Source organism: Paraglaciecola sp. QJM3NY_14 (assembly GCF_056173245.1).
On the sequence record NZ_CM149664.1, the window covers coordinates 3629136 to 3655432 of the forward strand.

At 41.7% G+C, this 26297-nt stretch carries 26 protein-coding genes; all 26 read right to left on the reverse strand.

What is annotated here, in order from left to right; all coding sequences use genetic code 11:
* Positions 1-45 precede the first annotated feature (45 nt).
* Positions 46-1182, reverse strand: coding sequence for a Gfo/Idh/MocA family protein (locus AC0VYA_RS15500; RefSeq protein ID WP_160181685.1), 1137 nt, complete (start codon positions 1180-1182; stop codon positions 46-48).
* A 70-nt stretch (positions 1183-1252) separates the two neighbouring features.
* Entirely contained in the window at positions 1253-2413 is a 1161-nt protein-coding gene (gene rffA / locus AC0VYA_RS15505; protein WP_475488863.1) for a dTDP-4-amino-4,6-dideoxygalactose transaminase, read from the reverse strand.
* Between the two features lie 129 nt (positions 2414-2542).
* Complete coding sequence (locus AC0VYA_RS15510) at positions 2543-3373, reverse strand: class I SAM-dependent methyltransferase (RefSeq protein ID WP_160181683.1); 831 nt, start codon at positions 3371-3373, stop codon at positions 2543-2545.
* Positions 3366-4754 carry a glycosyltransferase family 2 protein gene (locus tag AC0VYA_RS15515; protein ID WP_475488864.1) on the reverse strand — a complete coding sequence of 463 codons (1389 nt, stop codon included), beginning with the start codon at positions 4752-4754 and terminating at the stop codon, positions 3366-3368. The genes AC0VYA_RS15510 and AC0VYA_RS15515 overlap by 8 nt, the downstream gene beginning before the upstream one ends.
* Complete coding sequence (locus tag AC0VYA_RS15520; RefSeq protein WP_160181681.1) at positions 4755-5312, reverse strand: class I SAM-dependent methyltransferase; 558 nt, start codon at positions 5310-5312, stop codon at positions 4755-4757. It abuts the gene before it with no gap.
* On the reverse strand, positions 5313-6425 hold the full coding sequence (locus AC0VYA_RS15525; RefSeq protein WP_475488865.1) for a class I SAM-dependent methyltransferase: 1113 nt from the start codon (positions 6423-6425) through the stop codon (positions 5313-5315).
* Positions 6422-7723, reverse strand: coding sequence for a capsular polysaccharide export protein, LipB/KpsS family (locus AC0VYA_RS15530; protein ID WP_475488866.1), 1302 nt, complete (start codon positions 7721-7723; stop codon positions 6422-6424). The genes AC0VYA_RS15525 and AC0VYA_RS15530 overlap by 4 nt, the downstream gene beginning before the upstream one ends.
* A gap of 1 nt (position 7724) precedes the next feature.
* The gene (glf, locus tag AC0VYA_RS15535) at positions 7725-8900 is read right to left on the reverse strand and encodes a UDP-galactopyranose mutase (protein WP_475488867.1); all 1176 of its coding nucleotides are present in this window, start codon (positions 8898-8900) and stop codon (positions 7725-7727) included.
* Positions 8901-9854: a glycosyltransferase gene (locus AC0VYA_RS15540; RefSeq protein ID WP_473475205.1), complete on the reverse strand. Its 954-nt coding sequence runs from the start codon at positions 9852-9854 to the stop codon at positions 8901-8903.
* Between the two features lie 85 nt (positions 9855-9939).
* Entirely contained in the window at positions 9940-10665 is a 726-nt protein-coding gene (locus AC0VYA_RS15545) for an SDR family NAD(P)-dependent oxidoreductase (RefSeq protein ID WP_475488868.1), read from the reverse strand.
* Entirely contained in the window at positions 10658-11959 is a 1302-nt protein-coding gene (locus AC0VYA_RS15550; RefSeq protein ID WP_475488869.1) for an AMP-binding protein, read from the reverse strand. Before AC0VYA_RS15550 ends, AC0VYA_RS15545 begins: the two co-directional genes overlap by 8 nt.
* Positions 11960-12003: 44 nt before the next feature.
* On the reverse strand, positions 12004-12264 hold the full coding sequence (locus tag AC0VYA_RS15555) for an acyl carrier protein (RefSeq protein WP_475488870.1): 261 nt from the start codon (positions 12262-12264) through the stop codon (positions 12004-12006).
* 2 nt (positions 12265-12266) lie between these two features.
* A complete protein-coding gene (gene pseH, locus AC0VYA_RS15560) occupies positions 12267-12872 on the reverse strand; it encodes a UDP-4-amino-4,6-dideoxy-N-acetyl-beta-L-altrosamine N-acetyltransferase (RefSeq protein WP_475488871.1) in 606 nt (201 codons plus the stop codon).
* A complete protein-coding gene (gene pseG / locus AC0VYA_RS15565; protein ID WP_475488872.1) occupies positions 12869-13990 on the reverse strand; it encodes a UDP-2,4-diacetamido-2,4,6-trideoxy-beta-L-altropyranose hydrolase in 1122 nt (373 codons plus the stop codon). Before pseG ends, pseH begins: the two co-directional genes overlap by 4 nt.
* Complete coding sequence (pseI, locus tag AC0VYA_RS15570) at positions 13980-15047, reverse strand: pseudaminic acid synthase (RefSeq protein WP_475488873.1); 1068 nt, start codon at positions 15045-15047, stop codon at positions 13980-13982. The genes pseG and pseI overlap by 11 nt, the downstream gene beginning before the upstream one ends.
* A gap of 38 nt (positions 15048-15085) precedes the next feature.
* Positions 15086-16162: a glycosyltransferase family 9 protein gene (locus tag AC0VYA_RS15575; protein ID WP_475488874.1), complete on the reverse strand. Its 1077-nt coding sequence runs from the start codon at positions 16160-16162 to the stop codon at positions 15086-15088.
* Between the two features lies 1 nt (position 16163).
* Positions 16164-16865 carry a pseudaminic acid cytidylyltransferase gene (gene pseF, locus AC0VYA_RS15580; RefSeq protein WP_475488875.1) on the reverse strand — a complete coding sequence of 234 codons (702 nt, stop codon included), beginning with the start codon at positions 16863-16865 and terminating at the stop codon, positions 16164-16166.
* A gap of 10 nt (positions 16866-16875) precedes the next feature.
* Positions 16876-18012, reverse strand: coding sequence for a UDP-4-amino-4,6-dideoxy-N-acetyl-beta-L-altrosamine transaminase (pseC, locus tag AC0VYA_RS15585; RefSeq protein ID WP_475491078.1), 1137 nt, complete (start codon positions 18010-18012; stop codon positions 16876-16878).
* Between the two features lie 8 nt (positions 18013-18020).
* Positions 18021-19019 (reverse strand): UDP-N-acetylglucosamine 4,6-dehydratase (inverting), encoded by a 999-nt coding sequence (gene pseB, locus AC0VYA_RS15590; RefSeq protein ID WP_475488876.1) that lies wholly within the window; start codon positions 19017-19019, stop codon positions 18021-18023.
* Between the two features lie 131 nt (positions 19020-19150).
* Positions 19151-19414, reverse strand: coding sequence for a hypothetical protein (locus tag AC0VYA_RS15595; protein WP_475488877.1), 264 nt, complete (start codon positions 19412-19414; stop codon positions 19151-19153).
* 41 nt (positions 19415-19455) lie between these two features.
* Positions 19456-19887 (reverse strand): flagellar export chaperone FliS, encoded by a 432-nt coding sequence (fliS, locus tag AC0VYA_RS15600; RefSeq protein WP_011575828.1) that lies wholly within the window; start codon positions 19885-19887, stop codon positions 19456-19458.
* A 19-nt stretch (positions 19888-19906) separates the two neighbouring features.
* Complete coding sequence (gene fliD, locus AC0VYA_RS15605) at positions 19907-21367, reverse strand: flagellar filament capping protein FliD (protein WP_475488878.1); 1461 nt, start codon at positions 21365-21367, stop codon at positions 19907-19909.
* Between the two features lie 24 nt (positions 21368-21391).
* Positions 21392-21832 (reverse strand): flagellar protein FlaG, encoded by a 441-nt coding sequence (locus AC0VYA_RS15610; RefSeq protein WP_475488879.1) that lies wholly within the window; start codon positions 21830-21832, stop codon positions 21392-21394.
* Positions 21833-21955: 123 nt separating this feature from the next.
* Positions 21956-22780: a flagellin N-terminal helical domain-containing protein gene (locus AC0VYA_RS15615; RefSeq protein ID WP_473475231.1), complete on the reverse strand. Its 825-nt coding sequence runs from the start codon at positions 22778-22780 to the stop codon at positions 21956-21958.
* A gap of 1433 nt (positions 22781-24213) precedes the next feature.
* A complete protein-coding gene (locus tag AC0VYA_RS15620; protein WP_006993064.1) occupies positions 24214-25044 on the reverse strand; it encodes a flagellin N-terminal helical domain-containing protein in 831 nt (276 codons plus the stop codon).
* Between the two features lie 395 nt (positions 25045-25439).
* Entirely contained in the window at positions 25440-26264 is an 825-nt protein-coding gene (locus tag AC0VYA_RS15625; RefSeq protein WP_473475233.1) for a flagellin N-terminal helical domain-containing protein, read from the reverse strand.
* Positions 26265-26297 lie beyond the last annotated feature (33 nt).

Sequence of the window (26297 nt, forward strand, 5' to 3'; positions counted from 1 at the left end):
ACCTCAAAACTTGATTGAACAGACTTACTGCTATCGTTAAGTTCATTAAGACTCAACCCGTTCCCAGGTTTTATTCTTTGCTGATCGAACCATCGCCTCTAAAAATGTTAACCCTTCAATAGCTGTATCAACGCCAAAAACCCATGGTGAAGTGCTTTTAGCGGTTTGCTTAAACTCTTTCAAGCTTTCAGCCAAATCAAAATAATGGTTAGCAAATGCCTCAATAAATCCTGCTGGGTGACCTGCTTTAAATCGGTTGTAACGTAATTCACTAGCAACATTTAGCTCTACTGATGTACGTTCAATAATCTGTTTATGGCTATAATTATCAGTAAATGTAATGCTCTCAGGCTGCAACTGAAACCATTCGGCAGCCCCTAAAGTACCGTACACCCGCACACGTAAACCATTACTGTGACCTATCGCACATTTACTGAACCAAACTTGTACATCCAAATTGTTGGTATATTTTGCTAAACACATCGTGTTGTCGATTATATCCGGCACCAAACCATAGCTATTATTCATTGCAACAAGTTCAACAGGCTTTTGAGCGGATAAAAATGAAACCATTTGATGTAAATGGACACCGAGATCTAAATAAGCTGTGGGAATTTTTTGATCAATTGTACGCCACTTTTGAGGACGAGGTTTATTACCATCTTTATCCAACCTCATAAATCCTTCTTGAGGCATTTCAATTTGAATTTGATTTAATGTGCCTAGCTTTCCTGTGGAAATTAAGTTTCTCAACTCTCTAACCATTGGGTACCCAGTGTAATTATAAGTAATAGCTAAAAAGCCCTCACTATCTTCCACTACACTTCTAAGTCGTTTAGCTTCTTGTGACGAAGTTACTAGTGCTTTTTCACAAATGACAGCATAACCCGACAAAATGGCCTTTTCGACGATATCGGCATGCAGCGGAGTTGGAGTTAAAACAACAATGGCATCAAGTTTACCCTTCTCACTAAGCAACATTTGTTGCCAGTCATTATAAACACGATCAAGTGGAACGCCCCAACTGTCAGCAGTTGATAAATTCACTTCTGGGTGAGTGCTAAAACATCCCGCCTGTAACTTCCACATCCCATCCATTTGTGATGCGATTTGATGGGTTGTTCCTACCGCAGAGTTTTCTCCTCCGCCAATAAAACCAATCCGTAACTTTTCTAAACTCATACTTTATATCCGGTGATTTCTAGCGCTATTCAGATATAAACAATAATATCTTTCCAACTACACTAAACTTTTAACAATGCGCTAGTAAACGATTATTTTGAGATTCAAAATAATCAAAAACATGATGAGTTATTACATCAATCTCTTCATTTTTCAATCCAAAAAACATAGGTAACCTCAACAATCGTTGTGATTCATTTGTTGTTCTTTGCATTTTGGAATGACATATACCGGCGTTCCTCCCCATCGGGGAACTATGCAATGGAACATAATGAAAAACACTCACGACACCTTTAGAGTACAGATATTTAATAAGACTATCGCGGCAGCTTACATCTTTCACTCGAATATGAAAAATATGCCCGTTATGCTCGCAATCAACAGGTATTGTCGGAAGTTGAATGTGACCTGATAACTCTATTACAGATAAAAGTGCGAAATATTTATTCCAAGATGCCAATCGTTCATCTTTGATTTGTTGAAAGTCCAACAGTTGTGAATACAAATACGCTGCACTTAACTCTCCTAACAAATAGCTACTTCCCACATCTACCCAAGTATATTTATCTACTTTTCCTTCAGAAAATTGACGCCTATTGGTTCCCTTTTCTCTTAATATTTCAGCTCGGTCGACCAAATCAGGATCATTGATAACTAGCATTCCACCTTCACCACCTGCCGTAATATTCTTGGTTTCGTGAAAACTGAAGGTTGCAATATGCCCATGCACACCAACGGGCTTCCCTACGTAGTTACTGCCGATACACTGAGCAGCGTCTTCAACTACTTTTATATTATATTTTTTAGCAACGTCCATCAGTCTATGCATATCACAGCTAACACCAGCATAATGCACCGGAACGATAGCTTTTGTTTTTGACGTTATAAGACTTTCTAATAACTCAACGTCAATATTTAATGTTTGAGGGTCTATTTCAGCAAACACTACTTTTGCACCACGTAAAACAAACGCATTAGCGGAACTAACAAAGGTGTACGAAGGCACTATGACTTCATCACCATTTTGAATATTGAGCAGTATTGCGGCCATTTCTAGGGCATGTGTACAGGAAGTCACCAACATAGCTCTTTTACAGCCTAATTTTTCTTCAAACCATTTTTCACAGAGTTGGGTATATTTGTTGTTCCCGGACATTGCAGAGCTATTCATAGCATCGAATACGAAAGCATCTTCATGTCCTGTTCTTGCTGGTTTATTAAACGGAATCATTGATTACCACCTAATGTATACGTTAAATTACCGCGCCTTGGTTTATTTATCGACCTTATTGTAAGAACCTTTAAAATGGCTATATATCCATTTAAATTCGCGGAACACTTGTTCTTCTCGTCTAAAAAGTTAAGCCTCTTTCCTGATTACTAATCGAATCTGCTTTTCCTTTTGTAGTAAAAAAACAGATTTATAAAAACTGACCTTCGCCATAAAATCTGAAAGGAATTTAGGCAGCCGTGAGCTTTTAGACCATTTGTTTTTGTAACGCTCAAAGTATAGTTCCTCTAAATCAACTATTTTAACATTGGGAAAATTACTTAAAGATTCTTTTAAGGTATAGCTTGTTGTCCAGTTTAGTGTATCTAACCCTTTGGTTGGCTTATTCAAAATTTTCAAATATATTTTAGCGAATTTTTTATTCATTCTGGGTAGGAATGGAAGTCCATAATGAGGCTCATAAAAGCTATTATAATCAGGGGCTTGTATCTTTAATTTTCCTCCAACTTTTAACACCCTGATTAGTTCATTTAACGTTTGTTCAACGTCTTGTACATGCTCTAAAGTTTGATAGGTAGTGATAAAGTCAAAATAGTTATCTTCAAATGGGATTTTTTCACCAATTCCCTCAATAACTCTGTCACTATAATATTCCGGATAATTGAGCTCTTTGATTTTCATATCCATATAGGATAATTTCCACTTTTCAGGTTCAATACCATAAACGTCATAACCTTGATTCAACCCATAAAACAGAAATGTCCCTACTCCACAGGCCATATCCAGAATTTTTCCTTTATGATCGTCAAAACTTTCAACTTCTTTCCATCGTCCGTTTAAATTTTTAGAATCATCGTGCCAGATTCTAGCAAGCTCTCTGGTCACTTCAATATTGTCATAACCAAAATATTCGATACTGTCTTCAACAAGCTTGTTTAGCAAAAAGGTTTTACTATCCATTGACACTTCCCTGCAATTTCGGGGCGGCTTCAAAAAAACAAGTTATCCTAGGTGTTCGATTTAAACCTTTGGCAACCATTAAAATTTGTTCGGTAATTTGCTCCACTTGAGAAAAGCTTGCTACGACTATAGTACAGGGATCCTCCATTACCGAAAAAGCTTCATTTAAGGTAAATTCATTTGATTTCTTTGTTGCACTTTTTTCAAATTTTTTATCGATAAAACCTTTGATACAATGTGTGCTTGGAATGTACTTTTCAAGCATTAACCAAGTTTCACCAACTCCATAAATATATAAATCTAGCACCCCGACTTTCTCTATATTTTTCACCAGTGAAATAATTCTAGCGTCTATTCCGAGTTCGCTATTATATTTCGCAATATCAACATCAAATTTTGGAAATAACTTTACGAAACTGTTGACATCAATCATTTTTGAGTGCTCTGAAGCACGATAAAGTAGATTCCAATACTCTGAAGGGAAGTTCTGTTTAATTTCTTTAAGAGTATTCTCATTGAGCAGCTTCGATTGGTAAAGAGTTCGATACAAGTGACATAAGAGTCTGTTACTTTCATTTCCAGTAGTAAACTTATAAATATTATTTAATCTAACCGTAATGGTACGCAATACGCTTTTTAAAAATGCTTTCTCATAATCCTTAGCCGCTCCATTTTCGGTCAAAAAACTTTTTCTCCAGCCCATGACATTGATACTTTCAGTAATTCTCAAAATATTAATACTTTGGCTTTTTGACCCCTCGGTACGAAACCAATTATAAAAGGCGTCTGCAATGAAAGTGACCGACTTTGAAAAGTAAAGCAGCTTCAATAAGGTAGCATTATCTTCATTATTTCGAGTCCTTTCCGAAAACATACACTTAGGATTAAGAAATAAATCACGATGATAAATCTTTGCCCAAACTGCGGAGGGTTTATCTAAAGAAACAATATCCGAAAAGTAGTCCTTGGCGTTATAATTAGTTTCAAAAGAGTGTTTCTTAATCGTCTGATTTAATTTTATTTCTTGGTGGCCACAAACTACAATATCGTTTTCAAATGTGGCTTTATTGAAAAGAGAATTAAGCATTTCTTTATGAGCGGTGTCATCACTATCCATGAAAGTAATATATTCCCCTTTAGCCGAACGTATTCCTGCGTTTCTTGCTGTACCTGTACCTTTATTACTTTGGGTTATAAGTTTCACACGTTTATCAGCTTTCACTAACCCTCTTAAAATGTCTGCACTTTTGTCCGTAGAACCGTCATCTACAAATATGATTTCAATATCTGTTAAAGTTTGTTCTCGAAGCGATTCGAAACATCTATTTAGATATAGTTCAGAGTTGAAAACTGGAACAATAACCGAAACTTTGAAGGACATCTATTGAGCAGTCTTTTTCGCGGTTGTCACTAAATGGACGTCACCCTTTATTTCACAATGTACTTCTGAAAATCCTATTTTTTCCATTAAAAATTTCATCTTTCGCACATTGTAACCAGATTTATGGACATCCCAGTAACTGTTATTATAATTGGCCTCAAGAGGATCGCACTCTGCTTGCCATCCCCAAAAACCAGCTGAGCTGTATAACGCATCAGAACGCTCTTTAGTAAAAGTATCCTCATTCCATTCGGCTTGAAGCCACTGCTGGCAATGAAAGTCCATATTCGGCACTATAATTCTAACCGTTGCATTCAATGCTAGTGCTTTATACCAATCTTCAAGGGTTAACATTGCTTCTGCGTTAGTTAAATGCTCAAGCATGTGCCGAGAGTAGATATGAGATACACCGCTAAAGTGTCTTGAGACCTCCCAGGCTTTGCATACACAATCAACGTGGGGTAACTCCCTCAAATCACAATGAATAAACCCTTCACGAGCATCAGGCCCACAACCTACATATAAATTTATTGGGTTTTCTTGATTTAATTTTTTCATTTAAGGTTTAACCGCCTTGGCTAAGGTAAAACACCCATCGGATCCAGCTACCACCCTACCAGAGACAGGATCGTGTTGTGCGTAGAGTTGTACATCTCTAAATCCAGATGTGAGCAATAAGTCAACCAACTCTTTATTGGTATAATGCTTTAAATGGAATTCAAATTTCACCGGGTCAAAGGGCATGACATCTTGATTTGGCGTGGAGCAGATAAGTTGTCCACCGGGTTTGAGCACCTTAAAAAATACATCTAATAACTGTTGATCAAAATCCACATGTTCTATGGTTTCAAACGACACCACCGCATCTTGAGTATTAGCTGCAATATCCAGTAACTTGGCATCTTGGCAACAAAAAGTCGTATTTTCATTGCTAAAATGCTGTTTAGCATGCGCTATAGCCGCTTGTTCAATGTCTACGCCTGTTAATTTAGCGCCCGTGTGTTTAGCCAACATTAAGGTGCCGTAGCCTATACCACAGGCCAAATCTAAAACTTGAGCATTACTGGGTAGCGTGACTAATTGCTCACAAGCAAACTCGTACCTATTTAAATGGTCTGGGCGAATTTGGTCGTAGTGAGTTGATATTTGTCTTTCACCACGGTGCATGGTTTTAGTGGCACTGGCGTTGATTTGAGCCCCTTCAACATGTATCTGTATTTCACAAAACCCTGCACGCTCCAGTAACAACTTTAACCTCGCTTGGTTATAACCAGACTTAAAGATATCTTGTTGATTAGATTCATAGTTGTCATTTCTAGGGTTACCGTTGTGTTGCCTACCCCATATCCCTGCAAACGCTTTACGCGCGTTGGAGTCGGCATTGAGTAAATCTTGATTATCCCAAGTAGCGCTTTGCCATAACTGTATAAAATAATCGGTATTTGGCACACTGAGCTTTATTTCACCATTTATAACTAAGCAGTCAAACCAGGTCAGCATCGCTAAATCCGCTTCCATACTGGTTAAATACGGTAAAATATTACTGGCAGTTAAGAGCTCGATGCGATTTTTTTCACTGAACCTTTCCCACACATTCGTTAGTGGTGTTTGGCTATTTGCTTGCTTCAGCCAATATTGCTGGTCTTTGCGCACTAGCTGGCATTTGTTCACACTACTTTCTCCTGCTGTCGCACGTGGTCATTTCGCTCACTGACCGAACCTTGCTTTTTATTATTTTTGCTCAAAAGTGAAGGCGAGATAAAACTGAAGGTTTGTAATTTACCTAAATCAAAATAAGTATCAGTCACTGTGAATTGGCGGTAGCACATAGCCGCCAACAGCCGATCAACTTGGCTAATATGTTTTTTAAGTAAACAGTCACCTTCAACGACTACTTTTTTACCCAGCAAGGCCGCCTCATACAAAACCGAAGAGTTGATGCCATGGACTCTATCTGCATGAGCACAAAGTTGTATTGTATCTTCACTGCTTACCCTTCCATGTGAATATCGATAGGTGTGACTCAATCTATCTTTAGGGTGGGGTTTAAATACTAAGTTTTGCTTTGGGTATTGCTCTTCAATAAAATCAATAAACGGTTGCATGCCCTTGGTAAATTTTGAATGATTAAGCACATTAGAATCACTAGGCACTTGGAGTGGGATAAAAACATAACGCTCTTGGCTATGCTTAACATCTTGCGAGGCCAATAAAAACTGCTGACGTAACAGCTTTAAGTCTTGCAACATTTGCTCATTCACCCAGCTAAGATCATCAAAGTAGAGTTGACTATTGTTATTGACCCCAAGGCGGTCAAAATAAAAGTATTGATGCTGCGGAAAAAAACCACATTCAGCAAAGGTTACTTCTACTTTTAACGCCTTTAATTTTTCAATAATGGGTAAAAATGCTGATGTAGAGCCATTCCAAACAATGACACTTTTAGCTGATTGAAGATAATCATCGTTAAAACGTTGCAACGGATGGTGAACATCAACTCGCGTGCCGGCGCCTTCTAGCGCGGCAAAAAAACATTGTAAATAGGCAGGGCGGTTGATACTGGCATACAAATCGATATAGAGAAGTGTGTTATCGCTAATGCCTAATTCGGCTTGTGTTGAATGTGCTGGGGCGCACAACATCATATCCCAAAACTCTGCACTTACCTCTGTTTTAGTGGCTAACCTGTGAATCATCTCAAGTTGAAAGTGCCCAGTACCCAGCACAATTATCGACAGCTCTAAACGACTTTGTTCGTCTTCAATTTGTTGCTCTATATGCGGGTAATCTGCTTGAATATTGCTTACCCACCAAATAGTTGGGAGGCTGAGGTTTAATTTGGAAAGTTGTGCCAACAAACCTTTAGCGTAAGCACCATCACCAACCAGACAATATTCCTGCTTATCCAGCTCGGAAATTTTTCGTATTATACGCTTTTGGTTTGCAGCAATAGCTTCACTGGCCAACATCTTAAGCAGATCCTTGCCCAGTGAACCGATTAAAAATATTCAGCGCATTACCTACCGCATCATCCATATTGTAATACTTATAATCAGCTAACCTACCAGCCGTGATCACGTTCTCAAACGCTTGCAACCTTTGTTTGTATTGCTCGAATCGCTCTTGGTTAGCTTGATTAAAAATCGGGTAATACGGGACGTTTTTATTTGGATTGTGGCGGTCATAGTCTTGTGGGTATTCTTTTACAATGACGGTTTGGTCTGATTGTTGTCTTAGGATATGCTTGAATTCGGTTATGCGAGTATACGCATGTTCGTTGGGGTAATTAACCGTTGTATTTGGTTGAAACTCTCTAATATTAAGGGTTTGAAAATCAAATTGCAGTGACCGATAAGGTAACTCCCCGTCTGAATAGTCAAATAATTGGTCAAGCATACCAGTAAAAACCAATTTACCGTCAAACGCTCGCCCCTTAAATTCCACTGACTTAGTTGCGTCATTTAAGCGAATTAGACTACTTGCGTCGCTACTGAGTTGTACCTCTATATTGTCGTGGTTTAATAAATTGGCGATAAGCTGAGTATAACCTTGGCTTGGAATTGCTTGATATTTATCATGAAAATACCGGTCATCTCTAGAGACGATTATGGGCACTCTAGCGGTAACCTCAGGTGAAATGTCTTCAGGTGAACAACCCCATTGTTTAGTCGTATAATTTACAAAAAACTTTTCGTAAACCAACTCAGCTAATTGTTGCAGTGTAGCGAATTGACTTTTTCTCAGTTCCAGAATGGGCACTTTGCCCCCTGCCCCATATTGCTGCACTAATAAAGCTTCGATTTCCTGTGCTTGCTCATCAGGGTAGAGTTGATACAAAGTATTCAGATTAAAAGGGATGGGCACCAATTTACCATCAATAAACCCCAGTACTTTATGTTCGTAGCGCGTCCACTGGGTAAACTGACTCAGATATTGCCACACATGCTCTTTATCGGTGTGAAACAAATGAGGCCCATACTGATGCACCGTAATACCCGAATCGTCGGTGTAGTCATAACAATTACCTGCAATATGAGACCGTTGTTCTAACACTAAAACCTTTTTATTTTGCTGACTGGCAAAACGTTCAGCCATGACGGCCCCAGAAAAACCAGCACCAACGACTATAACATCAAAACTAGACATTTAAGCAGCTTCACTTAACAGTTTGTTTAGTTGCTCAGCGTCGTGTCTGCTTTCAAACACCGCACGATGTTTTTCACTAAAAAAGTAATCTTTTTTAGAAGCTAATTCGATGTACTTGATAAAAAGGTCATTCGCACCTCTGATCAGAAAATATAAGGCGGCAGCAAACCTATGATGAGCGATACCTGCATCGATGATTGTTTGATTAACACCAAACTGTACAGCTTGTTGGCAGGCCAATTCAATATCCATCAATGACTGTTCGCGTCTGGCATAAGAGCGGCTGGTTTGCTGGCCAAAACTATTTTCATGAATACGATAGCGGCCTAACACTTGTGGAATAAAATCAACATTTGCAGATAAATAACCTGCATTATTAATATAAAAGGCATAATCAAAAATGATCTTACATTTAGCTGAAATCGTCATTTGCAGATTTTGATGATTTCTAAACATTACACTACTGGCTTGCATGTAGGTGCCATATTTAATCATATGTTCAATTGTGGAACGCGCTGGGATATATGACCAGTTATAAAAATCTTCCGAATATAGCTTAATAGTTTTGTCCGTGACCGAATCAAACATGTCGGATTCGTGATAGACCATGTGGCAATCTTCGTGTGTATCTAAATAATCTACTTGACGCTGTAACTTTGAAGGCAACGCAATATCGTCCCCATCAAGATAGGCTATATATTCGCCTTTAGCCGCTGCAAGCAAGGTGCCCATGTTAGCCGCTAAGCCTTGGTTTTGAGTCTTGTATATGGCGTTTAACTTGTTTGGAAACAAAGTCTCAAGGGTTGCTATAACCGCTTGAGTATTATCTGTTGATGCGTCATCGCAAACAATGACTTCAAAGTCAAAATCAGTCTCTTGTTCAAGTACTGAAAGTAAACATTCAGCAATAAAATTTTGTAAATTATATGCAGGAACAAGAACTGAAAGTTTCATAACAGGTTATACCTCAAACGACTATTCACTGAATTAGCTTTTAATTTTTATACTTATCTTATCGGCCTTTTTAAGCGAAACTTAACTAAGCCGTGCTACCCGCATCAACCGTCATTACAGTGCCAGTGATAGCAGAGCCTTTGTCACTTAATAAAAAGCTAACCATGGCAGCGGCATCCTCAACACTGGCTAATTTACCTAATGGGCTTCTGCGTTTAATTGATGCTAGCTTTTCACCTTGTAAATCGCCTGTCATATCAGTTTGCATATAACCGGGCGCCACACAATTTACGGTGATACCAGCTTTACCTACTTCCCTAGCAAGTGATTTACTAAAGCCTTCTAACGCTGCCTTACTAGCAGCATAAACGCTCAGTCCGTTAAATCCTGTTTTTGCGATAATTGAAGATATATTAACTATTCGCCCCCTTCTATTAAGTAGCATTGAGCGCAGCAAGTACTTACTTAACAACATGGGAGATTGCACATTAAGGCGCATTAAATTATCTATTTCACCGTTCGGCATAGTCGCCAGTACGCCGTCATGCCCCACAGCAGCATTATTCACCAATCCGTAAGGACGCCCGAAGCGCTTGACTATTGACTTACATAGCGCCGGCAAAGCATCTAAATCAGCTAAATCTGCTTCAATAAAATGACAACAATCAGGATACGCGTCGCTCAAACTATGCAGTTCAGGGCTGTAGGTACGCGCAAGTGCTACCACAGACAAACCTGATGCAAGGGTATCTCGACAAACCGCTAACCCTAAGCCTCTACTCGCGCCTGTTACTACGACGTACTCAGCCATGACTATCGCTCCTGCTTAATTTGCCCGTTGGGCTCATCACTAAACTGTCAATTTGACGTAATTTTACAGGAATTTCAAAGCGTTGTAGCATCAATTTACACTGTGCGCGAACAGTTCGGCTGATATTTCCCCAGTCTTGATTGGGCTCAATAACAATATCAGCCACGACAAGGTTGCCCAGCACACTATTGGGCTGACCATACACTTTTGCCTGAGACACTCCGTTAACCGACAAAATGACTGATTCGACTTTTTCTGGCGTCACTTTGTTTCCGCCAACATTAATAACGCCCGACGCCCGTCCGAGAAAAATTACTCTATCGCCGTCTGCTCGCACAATGTCTTGGGTATCTAGATAGCCATTGTCGTCAATAAGCTTTTCGAGTTTAGCATCAAGCTCGTGAGCGGGTTTGATCCGTAAATGCTGATTTTGGTCAATCTTAAGATGCGCGTTAGCCACTCCTTGTTGCAACCAACTGACAGGAAAGCCAGCTATTTTGTCAGCCACCACAAACCCCACTCCCGCTTCGGTAGAGGCATATATGTGTCGAATACTAGCAAGGGGATACAGTTCAGAGAGCTTATCGAGCAAAGGTTGGTCCGCAATCTCCCCTCCCAATGTGATGCGCTTTAGTGGCACGTGTTGTAACTGGTTTGTCATCAGCATTTGACGCCACATACTTGGAGTGGCAGATATGGCATTGACCTTGGCCTTTGCATATTGCTGCAGTCTTGCTATTAAGTCATGCGTGGTGTCGTCCACCAATGTTGCCCCGCTGATGAGCACCTGTAATAGTACTTGTAACCCGGCGTATCGATAGGCTTGATAGCAATTTGCCCATTTCAATTCTGAGAGCGTGTTTGAATATTTTGTATTCAAGGTTAAGGAAGTGAGTGTATGCGCAAACCATTTAGGTTGGCCTGATGTACCCGACGAGGCTAACCACCAGCGAGTAACCACTTCTCGTGTATCAGATTGTGCTTCCAACTTGCCTAAAGTGTGAGGATCTTCTACCGCGCTCTTGTTCTGACTGAAAAGTTGCTTGGGCGGCGAGTTAATATCTATCGAGAGCCGCAAGCAGCTATTCTCAATACTTTTAGCTAGCTCGGTTGAGCATAAATAGAGATCACTACACAAGCCATCAAATGTGAGTAACCCCACACAAAAAGAAGCGCTGTCGGTATAAATGAGCGCCAGAGGTTTATTTTCTAGGTACTGATATTCAGCTCGCCAGAGCTTGGCTCGCGCCAATAACTGCTCTAATGAAAACGACTGGCTTGTATTCGCAATCACAGGAGTGACTGCCTTTGTTAGTAAAAGCGACGCTAAGCTACTCATTAGTCGCGTGTTTGCTCTAACCCCTGGGCGTAAATCGCAACAAACTCGGCGAAAGTCGCAGGGTACACTTTTATTGCTAGCTCTGTGAAAGGATCGATGCCTAACTCTTCTTCTAATTGAGCTACTAACATTGCGTAGCCTAATGAATCAAGCCCTGACTGCAGCAACAACGTATCAGGCTCTATTGGGTCAATTAATCTACAGTCGCTTAACTCAGCAACATCACGCATAGCGCGCATAACGATCTGTTCAATATTCACTTTTATTCCTTACTCAAGAATGTCACTTGCTGACACCCTCTTTGAATGGGTTTGGGTAGTTTAACTAATACAGCGTCTCGGTGTTGCCGCCATTTTTGCATCGCATAATAGAAATAATGGATGTCGTAATGGCTAATATCTGACAGACCGTTGCTTCGGCGCATGCCGCCACTTTCAATTTTTACTCGTTCGTACTCAAATAGCGTATGTAGTTTTAAAGCCGCAGTATTAAAAGATAATACTTGTGCCTCAAGACCAGTGCAGTTTATCTTTTGTTGAGCATACTCAAGTGCAGCCCACTCGAGTATTAATCCACTACCTGGTGCGCAATTTACCTCCCCCAGATAACATCCCCACTGCATCACGGAATGTTGAGTATCACTAACGTTCAACACACCAATAGGGCGAGAGTGTTGGCAGTAAATCCAGCATTCACGGTTGGTATCTTGCATTAAAGCTTCAAACCAATGCTGATGTTCATCCCACGTAATAAGTTTATCGCAATGCATATTTTCCCGCACTCTTTCACTATTGCGCCAATGCCAAACAGCTGATAAATGGGATGCGTTAATCGGTACAAAACAATGCTCACTGGTAACGTCATTCATAGCAAGTTAATCTCATGTGGTTCATTAGGCAGCCCTGAATAAAGTGCAGTAAAAATACGATTAAATCCCGCTTGCTGACGAGCAGATAATGCATTGCTATGCATTTGGTTTAATAATTCTGGTTGATGCCACAGTGCCATCGATTTTTGTACTATTTGCTCAAGCAATAATGCTTTGGCGTTCATTTCAAATGTTGGCTGATCTTGCAGAGCATTTTCAATACTCACGAAGCACCAGCCCTGACCTCTCGCCTGCTCACTAGCGAACAATTGATTCTTAGCCGTGACCACTAAAATTGAAGGCGTCGCACAATGTAACAGTTCAAACTGACTAGCGCCGGCAGCCGAAATAGCTAAACGCCCCTGTTGAAATACTTCTGCTACTTGCTGGCAGTCGTGAAAGTATTCTATCGATAGGTGGCTATGTTTTATAAACTTTTCTAGCTCATCAGTATGCTGATAACCACTTCCTGTAATGATAGTGATCGGAAGTCGAATAGAAGATTCAGAAAAAAGTTTCAGCAAGGGCAGAGTTAGCTGACTTGGATCACTACCGCCGAACATCAAGATCAAGCGGTTACGCTTATTTAAGGGGAGTGTTTGGACCCGATCAAATTCTTGCCTAAGAACACGATAGCTATCACCCGCACAGCACAATGCATTTGGTGCAAGGTCGCTATAGTTTAGTTTATCTGCCCCACTCGCCCAATTGATGAGCATAGATAAATGCTCATCTTTAATACCCGCGTCCAATAACTGGCCATCGTCAAACATGGCCAGTTTACAGGTATTTAAACCCAGTAATTTTCGATAATCGGAATCAAATTGGTATCCGTCTAGGATTAGCCAGTCAGCTTGCTCTTTAATGCACAGTTGCTGTAATTCGTGATGTTCATCATAACGTGAGCTAGCAGTAATAACGTGCAATTCCCCCACCCAATCACTGCGGGATTGGCAATGCCGCAAACTACTCTGACTAATAGCAAAGATCACTTTTACATTGCGACTATGTAAACCTTGCGCTAATGCAAGGCAACGCATCACGTGCCCTAAACCGATATCCGCTCCCGCGTCTACCCGAAAGATAATACATTGCGGTTTGCGTGTATTATCTAACATGGGACCAGTTAAGTGCTGTGCCTTTCATTATGTCTTGTGTCGCCTGCTTACCTTGCAAGTCTTCCCAGTGTTTGGGCGCTAAACCAAAAGCCGGACGGACTACGCGCAGATTCATCTCAGTAAATGCCTCGCCTGCTTTAATATTTTCACTAGCATAAATTGAGCGGCGATACTGTTTGGACTTTTGTTCAACATCACTGCCCCCGTATTTTACCTCGCCGAGCGCTTGCCAAGCCCGCTGTGTTTCATCCACCAGCATTTTAAATTCACTTGGCTCTAATGAAAAAGCGGCATCAACCCCCCCTGCTCCCCTATCAAGTACGAAGTGTTTTTCAATAACAGCTGCGCCTAACGCAATCGAAGCAACTGACACGCCAACGCCAGCGGTATGATCGGATAGCCCGACCTGACAACTAAACGCATCACGCAGATGAGGAATGGTGTGCAAGTTTGTATTTGACGCCTGTGCTGGATAAGTACTGGTGCATTTAAGCAATATGATATCGTCGCAGCCCGCAGCTTTAGCTGCAACTACCGCAGCCTCAATTTCACTTAATGATGCCATGCCCGTTGACATAATAATCGGCTTCCCCATAGACGCCGTTTTGCTAATAAGCGGAATATCTGTTAGCTCAAAAGAGGCAATTTTGTAACACGGCACTGCTAAGTCACCAAGAAAATCGACGGCGTTAGCATCAAAGGGAGAACTGAAAGCCAGCATACCGAGCTCTTTGGCTCTATTAAACAGCACACTGTGCCACTCATACGGCGTGGCAGCTTTTGCATATAAACCGTGTAGAGAAGCACCATGCCATAAACTGTCTTTTTCTTGGATAACAAAATCGGCGGTATTGACATCCAGCGTCATGCTATCGGCTGTAAATGTTTGCAATTTGATAGCGTGGGCGCCTGCCTTAGCAGCGGCTTCAACCATATCCAGAGCTAACGACAGTTGTTGATTATGGTTACCGCTCAGCTCGGCAATGATAAAAGGCGGATGCTGGGGGCCAATAGGCCTGTCACCAATGAAAATCGTGGACTGTTTATTTATCGACATAGATACGTTCTTAGCATGTGTACGTGTTAACTTTTAGGTTATCGACTTTGTCCGGCAAAAATTGACTCTATGCCATCTGCCAACTCTTCAGGTGTATCACAACAGCACTTAGATTGCTCACTTTGAGTAAAAGGGCAATGCACTGGGCAACGAGCAGTTTGGTCGGTGGCGTAATCGGGCATACTGAACAAAGGAGATTCGCTGGCGCTAATTAACAGTGTTAAGCAACCCACTGCCTTGCCATACCATTGTGATTCCCCCGGCTTGGTGACAACCAAATCGGCATCAGCCACATCATTCAATGTTTCTATTAAAGGTCTTTTTTTACCTCCATTAGTCCAAACCTGAAACCCTTTGCGTTCAAGCATCTCTTTCAGTTCAAAAATATATGGATAAGCATATCCATCATGAGCATCAGCTAGACACAACGCGATTTTTTTCGCTGTCGTTTGTTCAGACCTTGACTCAGAATAAACATTCTCAGAAGTAAGTGAAATGTTGCGGTGTATGCACTCAATCGGCAAACTCACATCAATATCAATGTCTGTGAAACCGCAACATTCACGCAAGTAAAACTCAGTGTACCCTGCATCAAACTGTTGAGTGTTCCACCATTGACTATGCAAACGTGTCATGCCGTGAAAAGTACTTTGCATATAGCGCTCAGTCGTTTGAACAAAATCGGGTTGCAACGTTTGGTCTTGGAATTGGTTGAGTAATGTTTGGACTGAGATGTTTAACATATTGCCAGCGACATTCTCACCTGCATCATGAAGAAACCGCGCCAAAAAACAAGGCATGAAAGCAGTATCGAAGTTGACTATTTGTGTGTATTCATTGGGAATTATTGTTTCGGCTAAGCCCAAAAAAGCTTCAATTGCGACTAATAAATCATTAGGCCACGCGTGGGCCGGCAAGGTTATCGTTTCCACGTTCGGGTCGACTAGATGAATAATATCGGCGCCAGCACTAAAAGTCAGAAAATCAATCTGACTGTCAGGGAATTTAGTTTGAAAATGCCGCAATGCTGCAACCCCTATTGTTGCTGTGTCTTTAACACTCAACATTCGGATTAGCAGAATTCGCTCAGCATTCACTGAAGTGGATTGCTGCATATTACCCCCCTTTTTGTGATTGCATGTACGCTTTATACATTAACTCAGCGCGCTCCCAATCCTCAAGTGTATCAATGTCTTGCACTAAATGGCGAGGTAACACAATTGGAATACTCGTTTCACTAAATGTGGGGGTCCCTTTTAAAAAGGCTTCGCTTTTGCCCCAATAGAATTGCCCCGCGTCATGATAAGCTTCTTCTAAGTCTTGTGAGCGCTTGGGGATGTCTTGTGGACTAAAAGGATACACGCCCCCATTTTGCATTTTTAATGCCCGCTGAATGGGGAATGGAAAACTGGTAACAGAAAACGCAAAGTGCTTAGAAACATCCGCTTTTAACCTTTTAAACCCATCTTTTAACGCAGTCACTTGGAGGAAGGGAGCTGTAGCGTATATGCAGCAAGTATGACTTGGCGCTTCGCCCTGCTCCTGAACAAACTTTATTGCGTGCTTAACAACTGGCACTGTACCGGTGAAATCATCAGAGAGGTTTTCTGGCCTCATAAATGGAACGTCAGCGCCACACTTTATCGCAATATCCGCTATGTGCTGACTGTCCGTAGAAACAATAATCTTGTCAAATAATCCAGAATTTTTGGCCGCTTCGATGGAGTAAGCGATTAACGGTTTACCACAGAACATTTTACTGTTCTTACCAGGGATACGTTTGCTTCCTCCTCTGGCAGGAATAATAGCGAGGTTCATTTATTAGACTTCACTGTAAAACATCAATGAGTGTATCAATCACATGCTGCTGCTGTGAAGCTGACATTGTCGGAAACAACGGTAATGTAATAGCATGTTTATAAAAGGCCTCAGAAAAAGGAAAATCACCTTTTTGGAAACCAAGCTTTTGATAATAAGGCTGAAGATGAATGGGAATGTAGTGTACGTTAACACCAATCCCCCGACTTCTAAGCGCGTCAAACACTGCCTTTCGGTCGTGCGTTGAAAGCTCAATCATAAAAAGGTGCCACGCACTGGTGGCAAGCGTTTCCTCACTTGGCAATTTAATAGGCAACGGACGTAGTGCTGTTAAATACACAGCCGCTTTTTCACGTCGGTGTTGAATAAACGCATCTAACTTATTTAACTGGGATAAACCCAATGCACCATGAATGTCACTCATACGGTAATTGTAACCAAGCGCTTGCTGCTCGTAATACCAAGCGCCTTGATCTTGAGTTTCAAAAGTGGATAGCTCCCGAGTGATACCATGCTTTGCGAACAGCGTAAGTCGCTTTAGCAGTTCCTCGTCGTTAGTGGTTATTGCTCCGCCCTCAGCCGAGGTAATAGACTTAACAGGGTGAAAGCTTAACACCGTCATATCACTAAACTGACAACTGCCAACCGGCTTATCTTGATAGGTTGCCCCTAAGGCGTGCGCCGCATCTTCAATAAGCGTAATATTGTGCATGCTTGTTAGTGCAGAGATCGCTTGCATATCACAAGACTCCCCCGCAAAGTGCACCACGATCAATACCTTAGGGAACTTGCTACAGTTAGCCAGTTTGTTTTTGAGGCCTTCAATAGAGATGTTCCGTGTTAGCGGGTCAATGTCTACAAAATCAACGTCGGCCCCGCAGTAGCGAGCACAGTTGGCTGAAGCAACAAAGGAGTTGGGCACCGTCCAAACGACGTCTGACGAGTCAACGCCTGCCGCTAAACAAGCCACATGTAAACCCGATGTACCGCTGTTTACCGCTAAGGCATAGCTTGCCTGAGTATATTGACAAAGGGCACGTTCGAAAGCTGGGACCGTTGCCCCTTGCGTTAAAAATTGATTTTGAAGTACATCGACGACAGCATCTATATCGTCCTGATCAACAGTATGACGACCATATGGCAACATGTTCAATGCTAATCCGTCGTACTATCTAGTGTGCGTAGCTCTTCCACAGATAAGAAATGAGGATTAGTGCCGGAATGATACTCAAATTTATCCTCAACGGGTTTACCTGTCTCACCAATTTTGTTGCACTTATAGTCAATATTTTTTTCGAAAAAAACGATGGCAGGTGTTATTACATAATGATCATCGAACTCCAATGAATGATGCGCCATCTCTTCCGGCACCATCACCTCATGCAGTTTTTCACCAGGGCGAATACCAACAAGCTCATGTTCACGAGTGCCGCTCATAGACTCTACCAAGTCGAGAATAGCGACAGATGGAATTTTAGGAACAAAAATTTCGCCACCTTGCATTCGCTGAAAGTTCTTTACCACGAACTCAACGCCTTCATCTAATGTGATCCAAAAGCGTGTCATTTCTGCATGGGTAACTGGTAAATTAGATTTACCTTGCTCCATCAATGATCGATAAAACGGCACTACTGAGCCACGTGACCCAACAACATTGCCATAACGAACCACAGAGAACCGTGGACCCTTAGCTCCAGAAATATTATTTGCCGCCACAAACAACTTGTCCGACGCTAACTTAGTTGCTCCATACAAATTAACCGGATTGGCTGCTTTGTCGGTGGACAAAGCGATGACGCGACTTACGTTAGCTGCTATTGCCGCATCAATCACGTTTTGTGCGCCGTTTATATTCGTTTTGATACATTCATTGGGATTATACTCAGCCGCTGGCACTTGCTTTAGGGCTGCGGCATGAACCACGAGGTCCACATCCCGCATGGCAGAGAGCATACGTTCTTTGTCACGTACATCACCGATAAAATAGCGCATGCAGGGCGCATCAAAAACTTGCTGCATTTCAAACTGCTTTAATTCATCTCGAGAATAAATAATGAGCTTTTGCGGTTGGTAATTTTTTAAAATAAAGGAAACGAAACGCTTACCAAATGAGCCGGTACCGCCAGTAATAAGGATTGATTTATTATTAAACATTGTTGTTCATCACCAAGGGTTAGGCTTTCTTTGGTTTTATTCTAGTGTATATGACTATGAATCTTAAGGATATTCGCAAAATAGAGATAATTGAACACTCCTTTACATACACAACACCTTTTCAGCTAACCTTAGTAGTATTTTTTAACCGCCTTTCGTCCACGAATTAAACCACTTAACTGCTTTAAAGACGCATCAAAAAGCTGCTGCGCAAGCGCTACTAGCGCATCATTGACCTTGATCTCCGCTTCACAAAATTCTGTTTTTTGCGCAGGCGCCAAGGAATCTAAATATTCTTTAATACATCTATCTCGCTGAACTGATATCGTATGAAAAGATTTTTCATCAAGCGCTTCATCTTCTAATAAAGACGAAAGTTTCTGATTAATACTCACCAATTCACTGGGTGTGAAAGGGTGATTTAGTTCGATTCTTCTCACACTACAGCTTGTCGCTTTTGGCGCTGCGCTTCATAAGCATCTTGCTTAGCGTCGTCTGGAATTTGTGACCAGGCCGTTTTAATAGGCAACATTAAGCCGATGACCTCATCCATGATCTGCAGATTGTTCTGCACTGTCGCATCGGTTAACCTTTGAACCATATAGTCGTAAAGTGAGAATAAATTTTCCGCCACTTCGGCATTATTAGTCAAATCAAGCGTATCACGCAGATTGATTAAAATAGCTGTGCATCGACCGATATGCTGAGCTTTTTCAGCATATTCTTTACGCTCCATACAGCCTTTTGCATACGCCATTCTATCAAGTGCCCCTTGCATTAACATCAAGGTCAATTTATGTGGATCTGCTTGGGCAATCTCTTGTTTTAAGTTGCCTTTCTTATAGGCATTGATACCTTTTAAAGCCATCTGTATTCTCCTATCCTACCTATGCAGAACCTAGTGATGCCAGAAGTGCTGACCCCGTTTGGTTAAGCTGTGCAACAGTCTGATCTAAATTTAAATATTTATCACGTAGGATTTGTTCAGTCGAGGCCATCCGCAATTCGAATTGTTCTCTCTCATCCGCTAACTGATCTTTCTGGTCTTGTACTGATTTCTCTCTCGATGTCAGTAAGCCACTGTAATTTGTATACTGCTCTATGTAATCGTGCATTCTAACAGCTACACCGTTTTCGCTATCCGCAAACAGTGCCGCTATATCGTCAAAGCTATCTTCTAGAGCGTCTTTTAGTCTATCTTCACCACTACCAAAACCAAACTTATCCGATGAACCTATCTCCAAGTCACCGTCTTCATTAAATTCAATACCCAACTGGAACAACGTCCCCAACCCTGACGACGAAACATTAGCACTGATCATATTTGAAAGACCTTGCTGAATCCCTCGTATCATAGAGTCACCAGCAAGAGCGCCATCCTCTTCCAAATCTGACGCGCCATAACGAGTTAATGTGGTAATTTGGGTATTTAACGCATTAAAGTTATCAACGAAGTCGCGTATTTTGCCTTCTAGTCCCTCTGCATCAAAGCCTATTTTCAAATTCGATGTCTTGGGCGTTATGCCATCCTCATCTAATTCTGATAACTGAGACACGGTGAAGGAAACGTTCTCAATAACATTTTCAAATTCCGTGGTACTGCTCTCAACCGCTATACCGTCGATTGTCGCTTTTGAGTTCTGAGCACTTTTGACTGGGTCTAAATAGCTAGCAGTTTCCGTTGAGTCAGTCGTCGCGACTCTGTTTAAGTCGGCAATGTTGTTATCGTTAACGATCATTAAATCGTTACCTTCACCTTGAACTGATGAGGTAAATACTAACTTTGCACCGCCCGAGGCAGTGCCAGTATCAATAATGCTCGAACGAACACCGAAGTTATCTTCAGAGCTGTTAATAGCAGAACTTAATTGCTGGAGCGTCATGCCAGCTGTCACGTTGATGGAAAAGGTATCAGTGGTCGCGCCGATCTTAAATGTCAAACTGCCAGCTTGAGCACTAACGGAGTCAGACGTGCTTGAAAAGCCTCCATCGACCGCATTATCCGTTTCTATCCGACTACCACTGGCTAACTGCGTGACAGCAATTGCGTAGTCTGCCTCTACAGCACTGTTTGATGCCTCAGCCGTAAACGGTTCAATGTTCTCGCTCGGGTTTTTAATCGTCGGCTCTCGGCCTTTTAGGTTGGCATCGCTTCGCAGTTCATCTACGCTGTCTAAAAATTCCTTCATTTTAGACTTCAGCGTACCAATACTGGATATTTCAGCATCATAAGATTCTTCTTGAGAATCAAGACGCGCCTGCTTAGGCGTGCGCTCAGCTTCCAATAACTGGCTAACTAAAGCCTCTAGATCAAGGCCTGAACCTACTCCTAGCGATTGAATTGACATAACTACCTCTCACCTAAAATTAAGTTAGGCCTGCTTGTTAAAAAACATACCTACCGCCGAACCTACATCCATTTGTAAATCCTGTATCCGCCGCGATAAACTGAGCACCTCTTCTGTGGGGATTTGTCTAATAACGTCCCCACTTTCGGAGTCCGTTACCTTAACCACTTGTTTACCACTATCTTCGTCCACCGAAAAATTTAATTGCTTGTTTCTGGTCTGAACAAATTCATTCACTTCCAAAAGCGCTTCATCCAGCTCTTGCGTTGAAAGCTCACGATCTTCTTGTACTTGTTTATCGGCTGTCGCAGCAAACCCTTTAGTATCCTCATTGTTTATATCACTGGCATATTTAACATCGGGTACGGGAACATTCGTTTGTGTTTTAACATCCGTATTGAGAACATTTTCATTGTTAGTTAATTCAGCAACATTCCTGCCAACTTGTGAAAGATTAACTTCCATAACTCACCTCTCAAACAAAGAAAGGAGCAAAGGCTTAATAATGTCCAATGCTCCCTATCGAGTTTCTAACCAACCGAATTATACAATTCAGTATAATCCACTTTTTAATCCATTAAATATAACCTAGCCCAATAAACTCAATGCAGTTTGGGGGGCTTGATTTGCCTGACTTAACACCGACAGAGATGCTTGTTGAATGATTTGATTACGAGTCAGTTCTGCCGTTTCAGCCGCAAAATCTGTGTCGCGAATACGTGAACGTGCACTAGAAATATTTTCAGAAATATTGCTTAAGTTTCTAATGGTAGATTGAAAGCGATTTTGCACAGCCCCAAGATCAGCACGAACTCCTCCAACCACCGAAATTGCTTCAGAAATAGCGGTTAATGCCGCAGATGCCCCATCAACGGTGGCTACATCGACGCTATCAATGCTCAGACCTGTTGCCCCGAAACCATCATTACGAGATAAATTAACGGATATATTCTGATTACCATTTGCACCTACTAAAAAGCTCGCTGAAAATGTGCCATCAAGGATGTCAGTTGTACCAAATTGCGTGTCAGTTGATATTCTGGTTATTTCAGACTTTAATGCCGAAACTTCTTTTTGCAATGCTCCGCGATCTGCTGACGAGTTAATTCCGTTTTGCGACTGTACCGCTAATTGACGAATGCGCTGCAATGACGATGTAACTTCTCCTAAGGCACCTTCTGCGGTTTGCGCTAATGAGATTGCATCGTTTGCATTTCTGGCAGCTTGGTCTAAACCCTGTATCTGTGTCGTTAAACGATCAGAAATCTGTAGCCCAGCCGCATCATCCGCCGCGCGATTGATGCGAAAGCCCGATGATAAACGTTCGAATGATGTATTAAGTGATGCGCCTGAATTGAACAACTGACGCTGAGCATTCAACGATGCCACGTTGGTATTAACGAATAATGCCATGATAAAACCTCCTGGAAACCCACCAATAGCGCGTTGCGCATGGTAAGCCCGCCTCAAAATTCAGTAGCAATGAGCCTCCTCATTGTTACCGCCTCACTACATTATTGCTCAGCACCTCTACTTCGCAATAACACTATAAATGACCGATTAGATCACCCCTCAACTAATGTTATCGACCATGACTTCAACAACTTTAGTTTTTTATTTCATTTTTTTATTTTGAATGTATTTAGGACGACAGCAAAAGTAACTTTCAGAAACGAAAAGTTGGCACGCGAGGTGCTTATTAAATATGGTGAAGCAATAAGAATTGAGAAACGCCAAGAAGTTGGCGAGAAAATAAAAAAGGCCGGGCCAAATGACCCGACCGAATTGCTCACGTTAGGAGAACGAGCAAAAGAGTTTCTGTCCGACTAGCAGATCAGAGAATGAATACTGGCCTCTCAACCAAACTTCTACACTCTCAGTTCTGTTGGTCGGCGTTTTGCGCGAGTTAAACCACGCATCATCCCTGAATAATGCCAACAACCTTCCTTAGTTGCCTACCGGGCGGCCTCTCACTTCCTACCCTCTGAGTAATATCTTAGTCATGAAACAATGACCTAACATTGTTTCACGTGCATATTTGTTACTGAACAGCAATGAGAGTTGCTTTGTTTACCTCTTGTAACTGCGCCTTTTGTAACTGCACCTTTTGTAACTTCGCCTCTTGCAACGGACTTTTTCTGCCGTTGTAATGGCAATTCCTGTAAACTGATAACCTTTCGTTGCCGCTACCTGCCGATAAACTATAGTCGTTATCGGCTAATTCAAGTTTGGCTCCCCAGGGATATCCGTCAACCCAGAGAACATGTAAACTCGGTAACGCTTATCTTATCCCTAAAAGTAACCATGCTTTACAGCATACAGATACTTTAAATATCCTTTCACCTGCAGCGTAAATACACTCATTCGCGACTTACGTTATTTTCCTTCCTCATACAGAAGAGGTAATGTCTCAATACATACCATTTGGTGCACTTTAACGGTATGACTCACCGGCTCAGTCGATACACTAACTTTCAGCACTAGGCCCTATCAGTCTGGGTCACTTTCATCATCTATTAATGCCTTTGTCTAGCTACCTTGCCTTTAGTTAGAAGCCCGTTTTATTAATAGCCAATGTTCAACAGCCTTAATTTCAAAATTTAGTAGTGCTATTTTGGCACATAAAGTGCTTCATCTAGCTTGCCAACTGGTACCCTGGTTGGCCTATTTTGTTTGTGTTACCACACGACAAAATGTATCGAGCGCAAGCTCTAGCTGACAGGCAGGTTTGATGGCCTAAACCTCAAAACCTCACTACCTCCTGGCGTCTTCCTTGTCTGTCAGCCATTTCACTTTCTTTGAAATCCCTTTGATCATCCGAGTTGCCACTGATCTAGGCACTATTATTAACCTTGCAGTAGTTGCAGAGCGGATTGTGGACGCTGATTAGCTTGACCTAGAACAGTAATACTCGCCTGTTGAATAATCTGCCACCGAGTCAATTCTGCCGTTTCAACTGCAAAGTCAGTATCTCGAATACGACTGCGGGCTGCTGACACGTTTTCAGATATGTTGCTCAGATTGCGTATAGTTGACTGAAATCTATTTTGAATAGCACCGAGATCAGCACGCTTAGCATCAATAACCGATATTGCTTCTAATACAGCGACCATCGCTCTTGATGCTTGGGCTTCTGTGGCAACGGAGATAATTTCTCCTTCGAACAAACCCTCTGGCCCATATCCATTTGCTCTAGATATATTGACGCTGATTGTCTGACCCGGGTTTGCTCCCACAAGAAATGCAGATGAGAACCCACCACTTAGGATATTTACACCACCGAATTGAGAAGTAGCAGCGATTCGGCTCATTTCAAATTTGAGCGCATCGACTTCTTTTTGCAATGCCAGTCTATCTGCTGATGCATTAATCCCGTTTTGAGCCTGAACGGCTAAAACCCTAATACGTTGGAGTGCGGTGGTGACTTCCCCTAGCGCTCCTTCTGCAGTTTGCGCTAAAGAAATGCCATCATTGGCGTTTCGCACGGCCATGTTAAGGCCTAAAACCTGGGTCGTAAGTCGGTTAGATATTTGCAATCCAGCCGCATCATCTTTGGCACTATTAATGCGAAATCCAGATGATAATCTTTCAAATGCCGTGTTTAAATTATTGTTCGACGTGAATAACTGACGAGTAGCGTTCAACGACGACACATTCGTATTAACGAATAAGCTCATTTTCTTTCTCCTAACGATTTTTTAAACTTTCACCCGACTATTATTTTTTTGTATCGTGGTGAATACAGGACCTTGCTTTAATTATTATTGGTCTCTGTTTCTAGTGCTGGCTTATTATTTTTTTGAGTTACCTAGCGACTATGTTTAAGTTATCGAACGGATACAGAAAATCCTTTAGCATTAAAATTGACTAAATATTTTTCTACTTCAAATTCAAACACTTACAGATAAAAATAAACGCAAAAAAAGCCGAGGGATACCCCTCGGCTTTACGCTCTTACTTTAGGAGAGAGTGAGCAGACTCTCAACTGATTGGTTCTTTTTAACCTGGTGCACTACCTCCTGGCTTCAAAGCCCCAAACAGTAGGGTCTCGAAACCTAGGTTAACTAACCAATTAACCTAGTAAAGATAAAGCTGACTGAGGACGCTGATTCGCCTGACTCAGTACGGTTAAACTCGCTTGCTGAATGATTTGGTTACGCGTCAATTCTGCAGTTTCAGATGCGAAGTCAGTATCACGAATACGTGAACGAGCACCTGATACGTTTTCAGAGATATTAGACAGGTTACGGATAGTTGATTGGAAACGGTTTTGAAGCGCACCCAAGTCCGCTCTTACGCCACCTACAGAAGAGATAGCTTCAGAGATAGCCGTTAGCGCTGCAGATGCACCCTCAACGGTATCTACGTTAACATCATCAATGCTCAGGCCTGCTGCACCGAACCCATCGGTACGGGACAAGTTTACAGAGATATTCTGTCCACCATTGGCACCTACCAAGAACTTAGCCGAAAAATCTCCTTTAAGGATATCAGTCGTACCAAACTGAGAATCAGTTGAAATACGCGTGATTTCAGATTTAAGGGCTGAAACTTCTTTCTGCAAAGCTACACGGTCTGCAGAAGAGTTAATGCCGTTTTGCGATTGAACAGCAAGCTGACGGATACGCTGTAATGAAGATGTTACTTCACCTAATGCGCCTTCAGCTGTTTGCGTCAATGAAATCGCGTCGTTCGCGTTTCTAGCGGCTTGATCAAGACCTTGTACTTGAGTGGTCAAGCGGTCAGTAATTTGAAGACCTGCGGCATCATCTGCTGCACGGTTGATTCGAAAGCCTGATGAAAGACGTTCGAAAGAAGTATTCAAGCTGTTAGCTGAATTAAATAATTGGCGTTGTGCGTTCAAAGACGACACGTTGGTATTTACGTATAAACCCATGGTTTTCTCCTACACTCTCAGTCCAGTTTTCAC